At 69.2% G+C, this 12536-nt stretch carries 6 protein-coding genes; 5 read left to right on the top strand and 1 reads right to left on the bottom strand.

What is annotated here, in order from left to right; all coding sequences use genetic code 11:
- Positions 1-77: 77 nt before the first annotated feature.
- Positions 78-1553 (bottom strand): CCA tRNA nucleotidyltransferase, encoded by a 1476-nt coding sequence (locus KDB67_RS03210; protein ID WP_291012300.1) that lies wholly within the window; start codon positions 1551-1553, stop codon positions 78-80.
- Positions 1554-2516: 963 nt separating this feature from the next.
- Between KDB67_RS03210 and KDB67_RS03205 the strand changes: the two genes are divergently transcribed.
- The 5 genes from KDB67_RS03205 (at position 2517) to KDB67_RS03185 (ending at position 12518) form a co-directional block, all read left to right on the top strand.
- A complete protein-coding gene (locus KDB67_RS03205; protein WP_291012470.1) occupies positions 2517-3632 on the top strand; it encodes an NUDIX hydrolase in 1116 nt (371 codons plus the stop codon).
- Complete coding sequence (locus tag KDB67_RS03200; protein WP_291012299.1) at positions 3625-6639, top strand: DUF6049 family protein; 3015 nt, start codon at positions 3625-3627, stop codon at positions 6637-6639. The genes KDB67_RS03205 and KDB67_RS03200 overlap by 8 nt, the downstream gene beginning before the upstream one ends.
- A 332-nt stretch (positions 6640-6971) precedes the next feature.
- Positions 6972-10949, top strand: a complete 3978-nt coding sequence (locus KDB67_RS03195; protein WP_291012297.1) for a murein biosynthesis integral membrane protein MurJ — start codon at positions 6972-6974, stop codon at positions 10947-10949.
- 254 nt (positions 10950-11203) lie between these two features.
- Positions 11204-11791 (top strand): RNA polymerase sigma factor SigM, encoded by a 588-nt coding sequence (gene sigM, locus KDB67_RS03190; RefSeq protein ID WP_291012295.1) that lies wholly within the window; start codon positions 11204-11206, stop codon positions 11789-11791.
- A gap of 16 nt (positions 11792-11807) precedes the next feature.
- A complete protein-coding gene (locus KDB67_RS03185) occupies positions 11808-12518 on the top strand; it encodes a hypothetical protein (protein ID WP_291012293.1) in 711 nt (236 codons plus the stop codon).
- Positions 12519-12536: the final 18 nt, after the last annotated feature.

The raw sequence follows: 12536 nt of genomic DNA, 5'->3' as shown, positions 1-12536 counted from the left end.
GCGGTCAGGTTTTACCGGGTGTTTACACGGCAGTGACTCCGAGATTACCTCTGTATACAGCGGCGCCGGAAGGCAGGTCAGTTGCCCTCAGAACGACGCGCGGCCCACCATTTGAGCAGTTCGGCCTCCGCCTCTTCACGGGGGAGCGGGCCGCGGTCCAGGCGCAGCTCCTTGAGGTACTTCCACGCCTCGCCGACCTCCGGGCAGGGCTCCAGACCCAGCAGTTCCATGATCGCGTTGCCGTCGAGATCCGGCCGGACTCGACCGAGATCCTCGGCAGCCTTGAGTTCGGCGATGCGTCGCTCGAGGTCGTCGTAGCTCTCCTGCAAGCGCCGGGCGCGATGCTTGTTGCGGGTGGTGCAGTCGGCGCGCACGAGCTTGTTGAGTCGATCGAGCAGGTCACCGGCGTCGGTGACGTAACGGCGTACGGCCGAATCGGTCCAGGCACCGTCGCCATAGCCGTGGAACCGCAGATGCAGGAAGACCAGGGTCGCGACGTCCTCGACCGTCGCCTTCGGATACTTGAGCGCCCGCATCCGCTTGCGCACCATCTTGGCGCCCACCACCTCGTGGTGATGGAAGCTCACACCGCCGCCCTCCTCGTGCCTCCTGGTGGCGGGTTTGCCGATGTCGTGCAGCAGCGCCGCCCAGCGCAGCACCGGGTCGGGATCGGATTCCTCGAGGTCGATCGCCTGCCGCAGCACGGTGAGGGAGTGCTGATAGACGTCCTTGTGCTGGTGGTGCTCGTCGATCGTCAGCTTCATGCCGGGGATCTCCGGAATGACCCGTTCGGCCAGACCGGTGTCGACCATGATCTCCAGACCCTCGATCGGATGCTCGCCGCAGATCAGTTTGTCGAGCTCGACGCGGACCCGTTCGGCGGTGATGCGCTCGATTTGTCCGTTCATCTCCGCGATGGCGTCGATGACGCGCGGTGCGAGCCGGAAACCCAGCTGGGACACGAACCGCACCGCACGCAGCATCCGCAGCGGGTCGTCGTCGAACGACTCCTGCGGGGTGGCCGGGGTGTCGATGACGCCGGCGAGCAGCGCGGTCATACCGTCGAGCGGGTCGCAGAACTCCTGCGCGCCGTCCGGCCCGATGCGCACCGCCATCGCGTTGATCGTGAAATCGCGACGGACCAGATCACCGTCGAGGGTGTCGCCGAAGGTGACCACGGGGTTGCGGCCGACCCGGTCGTAGGCCTCGGCACGGTAGGTGGTGATCTCGATCGTCAGGCCGCCCTTGCGGACGCTGACGGTGCCGAACTCGATGCCGGTATCCCAGATGGCGTCCGCCCAGCCGGTGACCAGCGCGACGACCTCGTCGGGCCGGGCACCCGTGGTGAAGTCCAGATCCTCGGAGAGTCTGCCGAGCACGGCGTCACGCACCGACCCACCGACCAGGAACAGGTCGTGGCCGGCGTCGGTGAACAGCGCGCCGAGCGGCACCAGGACGTCGGAGTATCCGCGCAGCGCGATCGCCGCCGCGGCCAGCAGCCTGGTGCGGCGTTCCTCGAAATGGGGGAAATCCGGAGTATCGGGACCTGTCACGTCTGGTCAGACTACCGGGACCGGGCAATCAGGTTTTCTGTGCGGGTTTTACGGGTTCTCCCTGCGGGTTTACTCGGCACACACGCGCGACACGCCCGATGGCAAAGTGGATTCGGGGAACAACGTGCTACCCAAAAGTCACTCGTGTCACACACGTAACAGCTGAGGCCGCCTCAGTATTTGTCCACAGCCGGAGCCATCCAGGCAAACGGTCGGTGACCAGCGGCTAGCATCAGGAACGTGTCCACCGATTCGTCTACCCGCCGTCACGACGGCCCCGCCGACGCCGTCGGTCGCGGGCCGAGTCCGGCAACCCTTGCCCTGCGGGCGGGTAGCGCGATATCTCCGGCCACCTCCGTCACGCCTCCGCGTACCCTGCAATCAGCGAAAACGCATTCGGCCGATGCCCTCGGAGCCGCACGTGCACCCATCCCCAACGGCCACCACAGCGATGCGGCCAACGGCCGCCAGGGTGATGCGCAAAGTGTCCACCGCAACGGGGACCAGCGCAAGAGCGCCGGCGGTGACGCGGTCAGGTCTCCCGGGGATGGGGTTCCGGGTGGTGCGGCTCCCGGTGGCGAGGCTCCCGGTGACGAATCAGATCGGGCCGCACCGGCCGGGCGGCGGTCACGACGCTCACGTCGCGGCAGGCGCCGCGCGCGTCGCTCCCCGGGTCAGACGAACCCCGAACAGAGCACCGGCGCCGCGCAGGCAGCCGGCGCGAGCGCCACACAACCCGCATCCGACGACGCTCCCGCCCCGCGCAGGGTTCCCAAGCCCGGGCCGCACAACGCACCGGACCGCACCCCGGCCGCGGATACTCCCGCAACGGCCCTGCCACCAGCAACCCAGACCCCAGACTTGACCGCTCCGGTGGCCCAGGACGCGACCGAGCGGCCGAGCGGACCCACCGCGCGCGACCAGCCCCGCAGACGCAAGGCACGACGCCCCTCACCGTCGTCGATGCCGCGGCGGAGCGGACCTGTGAACTACACCACCGAATCGGTCATCGATGAGCGGGCCGCCTCGCATGTCCAGTCGGCGGTCACCCCCGCCCGTCCGGTGTCCCCGGGCGCCCATGGCGCTGTGGCCCCGGGCGCCCATGGCGCTGTGGCCGACGCCTACGACCCGAGCCCCACGCAGGGGAAGCCGGTCGTTCCCGACGCAGGCCCTCGCCACGACGGTCGCGGCGTGCCGGACCGCATCGGGAGCCGACCCGAGAAGCCCGCCTCCGGAAACGGGACACGACAGACGAAGCCGTCGGACCTTGTGACCCGGGCAGCCGCGATCACCAGGAAGGGCCCCACCCCGGACTACCGTGAACCCTCGGCCGCCGGACAATCGGACCGCATACAAGACGACAGCACCACAGCCGACGACAGGGTCAGGCCCGAGGGCAAGGGCGGACGCAACCGGCGCCGTGCCGCCACCAATAATCCTGTGACCGACCAAGGCGCGGCCAAGCTTCGCACCGTGCGCGAGACGTCGGCCGGTGGCCTGGTGATCTCGGGCAGTCTCGACAACCCGGTCGATGACCTGTGCGCCGTCCTCATCGGCCGCGTCGACCGGCGTGGCCGGATGATGTGGTCACTGCCCAAGGGCCATATCGAAACCGGCGAGACCGCCGAACAGACCGCGATCCGCGAGGTCGCGGAGGAGACCGGTATCGCGGGCACCGTGGTCGCCCCGCTCGGGAAGATCGACTACTGGTTCGTCAGCGAGGGCAGACGCATCCACAAGACTGTGCATCATTACCTGCTGCGCAGCATCGGGGGAGAGCTGTCGGACGCCGACTACGAGGTCAGCGAGGTGGCGTGGGTGCCGTTGCGCGAACTCCCGCGCCGGCTCACGTACTCTGACGAGCGTCGGCTCGCCCGGATGGCACGTGGTGTCATCGCCGATCTCGCGGCCGACCCGTTCCGGCTGGCCAAGTCCGAGGCCGAGAGCATCCGCACCGAACCCAACGCCTATGAGAAAGCCGCCGCCGCACGCAATCAGCGCCGCAACGACCCGACACCATCGGCCCGGTCGCGGCGCAGGCGCAGGCGAGCGCGGCGTCCCACGGCCGGCGATGCCTGACGGAGTAGGCACCCAAGGCCGGGTCCCGGTTCGGGTCAGTGCCGTCCTGGAGGCCGTTCTGACTCTCGTGGCCGTCCTGACGCTTGTGCTCCTCTCGTCGGCCGGGGCACCGGCACTGGCCGAACCGTCCCCGATTCCCGGCACGGGGTCACCTGGCTCGACCCCGGCGCCCGAGAGCCGGCCGCCCACCTCCGAGATCCCCGACATCGATACCTCGCGCAGCAACAGATCCGGGGACAGGTCCGGCGGTCCGGCGAAGAGCGACGGGGCCACCGTCTTCGCCCGCGTCGATATCGGCTCCATCACGCCGACACTGGTCACGACGGCAGGCCCGGCCACCGTGTCCGTCAGCGGTGTCGTCCGCAATACCGGCGACCGGCCGCTGCGGACGGTCGCGGTCCGACTCGAGCGCGGTGATCGGGTCACCGACGCCGCCGGTCTGCGTACCGCCCCGGCGGCCGACGTGCTGCCGGTGAGTGTCGCCGGACCGTTCCGGCAGGTCGCCACCGCCCTGCAACCCGGCGGACAGACCGGTTTCAGCCTGACGCTGCCGCTGTCGCGGGGTGGGCTGGAGATCGCCGCGGCCGGGGTCTACCCGATCACCGTGAACGTCAACGCCACACCCGACTACGGCGCGGCCGCCCGGGTCGCCGACTCGACGACTCTGCTGCCGGTGCTGTCGTTGCCACCCGACGAGGCCCGGGCCGAGCAATACGTCTACCCGGACGCCGGCGACACCGACGAGGACACCGACGGGGGCGATGCCGAGGGCCCCACGCCGCGGTTCGACGGATCAATACCCGCCGACAGGTCCAATCCCTCCCGGATGACGATGCTGTGGCCGCTGGCCGCCCCACCCCAGCTCGCCCCGGGGACGCTCGGCGGGCGGACCGAGCCGGTAAGGCTGATCAGCGATGATCTTGCCGCCTCGCTGGCGCCCGGGGGACGGCTCTACCGCAGCCTCGACGCCCTGCATTCGCTGGTACCGGTCCGGACACCGAGCGTCGTCAACACGCCCACGCCGACCGGACCTACCACCGGCGCACCCGGCCCGGATGCGGCCGGCCCTGGAACATCGGGCTCGCGGACACCGGGGCAACCGCCGTCGGCGACGCCGTCACCTCCCGGTAGCACGGAATCCACAGGGCCGGAATCCACAGCGGCAACCCAGCAGAACACACCCGATCACAAAGCAAGCCGCGCGGCGCTGCGCAAGAGCGTCTGTTTGGCCGTCGACCCAGATCTGCTGGTCACGGTGCGGGTGATGTCGACCGGGTACGTCATCTCCCGGGACCCGTCGTCACCGACATCCGAAACCACACCCGGCGAGGGCACTGCGGTGGCCGCCCAGTGGCTGGCGACCCTCAAACAGCTCGCCGGTGAACTGTGTGTGGTGGCGCTGCCATTCGCGTCGGCCGATCTGGGCTCGCTCGCCCGGGTGGACAACGCCGGGCTCACCGCGGCCGCATTGACCAGTCCGGCAGACATCGTCGACTCGATCCTCGGGGTCAAGAGCGTCCGCGGTATCGCCATCCCCGCCATCGGCGCGATCGACGACGCGGGCGCGGGTGTCCTCAAATCGGCGACCGTGACGAAGGCCGTGTCGTCGGCGGCGACGCTGACACCGGATCGCGATCCCGACCCGAGCGGCCGCTACCAGGTCGGCGACATCAGAGTGCAGACCACGGACGCCCCGGTGACCGCGGCGCTGGGCGCGATGGGCACCGCGCCCACCACACCTGTGCTCACCCCGAGTTCCCAGCTCGTCGACCTCGACCGGGAATCAGCGGTCAGCAGGCGGCAGTCCGCGACGGCGGCGCTGGCGTTCGCCGCGCTCACGCTGCCGCACAGCGGTGCGGCCACCACTGATCAGCAGGTCACCGACCCGCAGGTCACGCAGTTGCCGGTGAGCGGCCGCAGCCAGTTCATCGTGCCGCCGATCTACTGGTCACCCACCGAGGCCGACGCCGACGCCCTGCTCACGACGGCGACCGCCCTGCTCGACGCCGGAGCGGCCACCCCCGAAGGCCTCCACGCCGTGGTCACCGAACTCGACACCGCCCGGCGGATCGGTCGGCTGCACGCTCCACAAGGCAAACCCAGCCCCTCCCGCGGCTGGTGGGTGGTCTCCCATGCCCAGGCCGCGGCCATCAGCGCGCACACCGACCTGAGTCTGCAGTTGCAGGCGTCACTGGTGCGCTCCGCCGACGTCGAGGCGACCCCCGAACGTTATCTGGCGCCGCTACGCGAGGATCTGCTGCGGTCGTTGCGCAGCCCGGACCACGACACCGCGTCCGAACGGACCGCACTCGGGGCCCATCGCGACCGATGGGTGTCCGCGGTCAACTCGACGCTGACCCGGATGCGCGGGTCCGTCACCATGCTCGACCCCGGCGGCCGATATACGCTGGCATCCGAACGCAGCCCGATCCTGCTGGTCGTCCGCAACGACCTGGCGCTGCCCATCCGGGTGTTGCTCAAGATCGATGCGCCTGCCGAACTCAATATCGGCGACGTCGGTGCGATGGAGATCCCGGCCCGCGGCACCCGGCAGATCCAGTTGCCCGCGAACGCCGATTCATCGGAGGCCACGTCGGTCTCCATCGGCCTGACAACGGCGACCGGCCTCGCCCTCGGGCAGCCGATCACCATCTCTGTGCACTCCAACGCATACGGCAAGCCACTGTTCTATACGACGATCGTGGCTGCGGTGCTACTGGTGGCGCTGGTGGCGCGGCGGTTGTGGCACCGTTTCCGGGGCCAGCCCGATCCGGCCGATGCCGATCGGCCCGAGGCCGACGACCATGACCGGGAACTCGCGGCGAGCACATACGAATTTCGCCGCGAGTCATCCGAACACACCGGGGGTCCGGATCAGTACCGTCAAGACGACACACCGGGCCGGGCCGGACCCGAACCGCCCGGCGACCGGCCACCGGAAGACGAGACCCCAGAAGACCAAACCCCAGAAGACCAAACCTCCGAAGATCGTGGAGACGACGCGTGAGCCCTCAACGACCCAACCCTCCCGCCGGAGGTCCCGACCGGCCGGGCGAGCACGCCGCGCCGCCCGGACCCGTACGGGGTCAGCCAGGCGTCCCGCAGGGTCGGGCCGGTGATGGGGGAGTCGTACGGGGGAACGGGCGGCCGGAGCCGCAGCGAGGCGGTCGGCCCGACCAGCGCAGCATCCGACCGCAGGACCGGATACCGGGCCCCGCACGCACGCCGGCACCGGCTCCACGTGCCCGCATCCAGCCCGGTCCGCAGAGTCCCCAGCAGGTTCCGCCCGGCAAGCCGTCGACGCCGGGGCTCAATCGCAGGCCGCCGGCCGCACCACCGATGAGCAGTCGCCCTGCGGCCCGGCAACCGGAGCCACCTCGACAGGTGCCCCCGCAGCTGGGACCCCCACAACAGAAACCTCCACAACAGGGCCTGCCGCAACCGGCGCCCATCCGGCAGCGACGTGCCGAGCGCCCGCCCGTCGGCACGAGTGCGAAATCCCCGGGTGCGAAATCACAGCAGCCGGGCATACCCCTGCCGAACCCGACAGGCCCGAACCCGGCAGGTGACGACACCCGGTCCGGTGCCGCACCGGCCGGAAACACACTGCTCAAGCGTCCGAACACAAACGGCAAGACCTCGTCCGAGACACCGCCCGAGGACTCGGACTCATCGATCCTCAAGACCGGCGGATCGATCGCACTCGCGACCCTGTTCAGCCGGATCACCGGTTTCCTGCGCACGGTCCTGATCCTGGCAATGCTCGGTCCGGCGCTGGCGTCGGCGTTCCAGGCGGCCGACGTGCTGCCCAACATGATCGCCGAGGTCGTGCTCGGCGCCGTGCTCACCGCGATCGTGATCCCGCTGCTGGCCAGAGCCGAGGCCGAGGACCCCGATGGTGGAGTCTCGTTCACCAACAAGATCTTCACCCTGGTGATGGTGGTGCTCGGGGTGGCGACCGTCGTCGCCGTCATCGCCGCGCCGGTGCTGACGTACCTCAACGTCGGCGACGGCAAGGTGGACCGACAACTGGCGACGGCGCTGGCCTATCTGCTGTTGCCGGAGATCCTGTTCTATGGCCTGACCGCGTTGTTCATCGCGATCCTGAACATGCGCGGGTACTTCAAGCCCGGTGCGTGGGCGCCGGTGCTCAACAACATCGTGCAGATCTCGACGCTGGTGCTATACGCGCTGATGCCCGGCGAGATCACCGTCAACCCGGTCCGGATGACGGACCCGCAGCTGCTTGTCCTGGGTCTGGGCTGCATGTTCGGCGTCGTCATGCAAGCCATGATCCTGGTTCCGTGGCTTCGCCGCGCCGGGGTCAAGCTGCGCTTCGAGTGGGGTATCGACGCCCGGCTGCGCAAGTTCGGCAACATGGCGGTCGCCATCGTCGCCTATGTGCTGGTGCTGCAGGTCGGCATGATGATCACCTACCGGATCGCCGCGTCGGCCACTGCGGAGGGCATCAGCGCCTACTTCACGCACTGGCAACTGCTGCAGTTGCCGTACGGCGTGCTCGGCGTGACCATCCTGACTGCGATCATGCCGCGGCTCTCGCGCAACGCCGCCGCCGAAGACCACAAGGCCGTCGTCGACGACATGTCGCTGGCGACACGGCTGACGATGGTGTCGCTGGTGCCGATCGTCGCGTTCATGACGTTCTTCGGCCCCGCCATCGCGATCGCGGTGTTCAACTTCGGCCAGTACGACCTCGACGCCGCCGATCAACTCGGTTCGGTGCTGTCCTGGGGCGCGTTCACGCTGATCCCGTATGCGATGACGCTGGTGCAGCTGCGGGTGTTCTACGCCCGCGAGGATCCGTGGACCCCGACGGTGATGGTGGTGGGTATCACCGGCGTGAAGGTCGCCTCGTCGTATGTGGGCACGGTGCTGTTCGATGACCCGGATCACGTCGTACGCTGGCTGGCGCTGTCGAACGGTCTCGGCTACCTCGTCGGCGCGATCGTCGGCCACCAGTTGCTGCGGCGGCGGCTCGGTTCCTTCCGGATGAAGGATGTGAATCGCACCACAGTGGTGACCATCGTGACGTCGGCCGCGGTCACCGCGGCGGTCTGGGCGATGGCCGAATTGTCGGGCCTGGCACATCTGTCGACCAGCCACGGCAAGATCGGGTCGCTCGGCTACCTCGCGATCACCGCGATGGTGGTCTTGGGCGTCGTGTACTCGGGACTCGCCGCATTCAAGGTGCCCGACGTCGTCGCGATCTTCGACGCCGTCCAGCGGCTGCTCGGCAGATTCGTCCCGGCACTGGCTCCCAAGACGCCGCCACCCGCCGATGACCTCGCCTCGCTCACCCTCCAGTTCCCGCGAGTCGGGAACGACGACGCTCTCCCGTACTCTGGTCAGGTACAGATCGTGCGCCGGTTCGACCGGGGCACCTCGAGCTGGCAATCGTATGCGGTGCATTCGGGTGGTGCGACCGGGATGCACGGTGCGTATGCCGCCAACCGGATGGTTCTGCCACCCGACACGAGATACCGCAGGAGAGGATTCGGGCACGTGAGTGAAACCAGCGCCCCCCAGGCACCGATGGTGCCCGAGACGTTGGCGGCGGATGCCGCCACGCACATCCCCTCCGCCCAGTCGATTCCTGATCGACCGATTCCTGATCCGGTATCACCCGCAACGGGAGCGTCCACACCGGGAATCGGGGCCGATGACGCCCCCACCAAGATCGTCGACATCACCGGGCAACAGACGCCCGAGGTAACTGAAACCCCGGCCGGGCCGCCGTCGGCTCCCGAGCCGGTGGTTCGCGGACCGCGGCTGATCGCGGGCGCAGCCGTCGCGGGTGGCCGCTACCGGCTACTCGAGGGCCATGGCGGCACACGGGGTCTGCAGTTCTGGCGGGCCCGCGACACCAACCTCGACCGCGAGGTCGCGCTGACCTTCGTCGATGCCGACCAGATGGCTCCGCCGCCCTCCCGTGGCGAGCAGATCAAGCCGTCCGATACCGGCCCGCAGGCGGTACTCGCCCGCACGCTGCGCCTCGGGCAGGTCAACTCACCGGGTGTCGCCCGTGTGCTCGACGTGGTCCGGGGCTCGTCGGGCGGCATCGTGGTGTCCGAATGGGTTCCCGGATCGTCGCTGTCGGAGGTAGCCCAGTCCGGTCCGTCGCCGATCGGCGCGGCACGTGCGGTGCGTGCGCTGGCCGCCGCCGCAGAGGCCGCACACCGCTCGGGCGGCGCGCTGTCCATCGACCATCCGAGCCGGATCCGCATCAGTTCCGACGGTAACGCGGTGCTTGCCTTCCCCGGCACTCTCGCCGGCGACGACAAGGCCTCCGACGTGCGCGGTCTGGGCGCTGTGCTGTACGCGCTGCTGCTCAATCGGTGGCCGCTCGACGCGGCAACCGGTTCGGAGGTGATCACCACCGCGGACACCACCGAGCAGGTCGGTGGCCTGGACGTGGCCGAGCCCGACAAGAACGGTGTTCCCGTCGAACCGCTCGATGCCCGCAAGGGGGTACCGTTCGAGATCTCGGCAGTCGCCGCCCGGGCCCTCGACGGCAACCGGGGCATCCGTACGGCGGCCACCGTGCAGCAGGTTCTCGACCAGGCCACGGTCGTTGACCTGAAGACGGATCTGCTGCCGGCGATCGACGGCGATCTGCCGCCGGTGTCGGTGACCGCGCGCAAGGCGGAGCCCGATCCGGGCAAACGCAACCTGGCGGTGCTGATCGGACTCGGCCTGGCCGTCCTGTTCATGGTGCTGGCGATTGTGGCGTGGGCGACCGGCATCTTCGGCGGCGACGACGAGGCGACCGACATCGACTCGATCCTGCCCACCACATCGGCACCCGCCACGCCTGCGAACGCGGCTCGGCCGGCGGCCGCCCCCACCCCGGCCGGACCGATCGGTCTGCGGTCGGTGACGCTCGCCGACTACTCCGGGCAACCCGCCGACGGCACGGTCTACCTGCCGAACGTGATCAGCGGCGCGGCGCCGCCGTGGCAGACCGACAACTACCAGGGCAGTCCGGCCTTCGGTGGACTCAAGACCGGTATGGGGCTGATGTTCGCGCTGAACAAACCGCAGGCGGTCAAGTCGGTCACGATCCGCACCAGCACACCCGGGTTCGATGTGTCGGTACGTTCGTCCGCATCGGCGACGCCGGGCGGGCTGGACAACACCCGCGAACTCGCGACGGTCCGCGTCGCCGACCGCACGACGACCATCCCGATCACCGGCGCGGCACCGACCAGCCACGTGCTGGTCTGGATCAAATCGTTGCCGCCGAGCCCCGACGGCGGGTACCAGGCAACCATCTCCCAGATCTCGATGACGGGGTAGCGCCTTTCGTATCCAGTTTCTCCCCAGACCCGGCCCACTGCGGCCGGGTCTTTTTGTATCTCCGGAATCTGCTGCGGCCCAAGCTATCCAGCGAGTTTGAGCCCGATTCGCAGCAGCGCTACCGGATTCGGGGGACCCCTTGCGCACGAAGCTATCCACAGAGTTGCCCACAACTGTGGATGGTGGGCTGCACCAACGGTTTACATATCACCGGGTGCACTAAGCTCTGAACAGGGAGCGGGGGAAGGGTGCAAGTGACCGGAGATGAAGAACTGCTGTACGCGCACGTGGCCGGTGATCCGGATGCGTTCACCGCGCTCATCGAACGTCACCACAGTCATCTGTGGGCGGTCGCCGTCCGCACCTGCGGTAACCCGCACGACGCGGCAGATGCCTTGCAGGAGGCCCTCATCAGTGCCTACCAAACTGCCGACCAATTCCGCGGTGAGGGCTCGGCAGGCGGTTGGCTGCACCGTATCGTCGTCAATTGTTCACTGGATCGATTGCGGCGCAACAAACTTCACCGGATCATCCCCATTGCCGACCCGGAAACCGCACCGTTTGCCGACCCCTCCGACCACATGGCCGGTGTCGATCTGTCCCTGTCGATCGGTGATGCCCTGCACCAACTCACCGACGAGCAGCGCGCCGTCATCATCGCCATCGATGTCGAGGGACTCCCCCTCGCCGAGGTCGCCCGGCGCCTCGATCTGCCCGTCGGCACCATCAAGAGCCGCAGTTCACGCGCCCGGGCCCGGCTCGCCCGGCTCCTCGGCCATCTCGTGGACCCCGACATGGACGTAGGAGGGATCGTCGATGCACGAGCACCCCAACCCACCTGACCCCAGCGCCAGACCCATGCCCGCCTACCCCGTCGAGTTGCTTGCCGACCTGCACGCGGGCATCGTCGACGAGGCCACGGCCGCACACATCCGCACACATCTCGACGACGACGCCAGGGCTGTCCTGGCGGCGCTCGATCGTACGGTCGCCGACCTCGCGGCCTGGCCGGTGGCGCCGGAGGAAGTGCCCGACGAGGTCCTCGCCAGGTCACGAACCACCCTGGCCGGTCTGTCCGCGCGGCGGGAACCCGCCAGTGCACCGAACAATGCCGATCCGCCCGACCACAAGGTGCCCAACAATGTCGTCGACATCGCGCGGCGGCCGCGCCGTGGCAAGCTGATCATCGCCGCAGCGTCGATCGCGGCAGTCGCCGCGGGAGGGATCACGGTCGCGGCGTTGACAGCCGGCTCCGAGCCGGCCACCGATCCACCGCAAGGCACCCTGATTGCCCTGTCACCGGCCGAACGCGCCGCCCTGCTGACCGCGCTCGGCTCACGAACACCGGCCTTCCCCGACGACGCCGGCCGGCGCGGATGCACGCGAGCCCACGGCATCGCCGACGACGTGCCCATCGCCGGATCCGCGCCCGTGCGCCTGCGTGGACGCGACGTCGTCGTCATCCTCGTCACCACCGGCATGACGGGCCGTTTCACCGCCCTGGTCGTCGGCCCGGAGTGCGGTCCCGGCAACCCCGCCACCATCGCCGAAACGACCATCGGCGGGTGACCGCGTCACGGGTCGGGG

This window comes from Gordonia sp. (in: high G+C Gram-positive bacteria) (assembly GCF_020438995.1).
Taxonomy (GTDB): Bacteria; Actinomycetota; Actinomycetes; order Mycobacteriales; family Mycobacteriaceae; genus Gordonia.
The sequence above is the reverse complement of the archived record's forward strand: the minus strand, read 5'-3'. Positions and strand labels throughout refer to the sequence as shown.

What these genes read in the sequence shown, in the direction of transcription:
- KDB67_RS03195 (WP_291012297.1), top strand. Translation starts at nt 6,972, where the DNA reads ATGAGCAGTCGCCCTGCGGCCCGGCAACCGGAGCCACCTCGACAGGTG.
- KDB67_RS03200 (WP_291012299.1), top strand. Translation starts at nt 3,625, where the DNA reads ATGCCTGACGGAGTAGGCACCCAAGGCCGGGTCCCGGTTCGGGTCAGT.
- KDB67_RS03185 (WP_291012293.1), top strand. Translation starts at nt 11,808, where the DNA reads ATGCCCGCCTACCCCGTCGAGTTGCTTGCCGACCTGCACGCGGGCATC.
- KDB67_RS03205 (WP_291012470.1), top strand. Translation starts at nt 2,517, where the DNA reads ATGCCGCGGCGGAGCGGACCTGTGAACTACACCACCGAATCGGTCATC.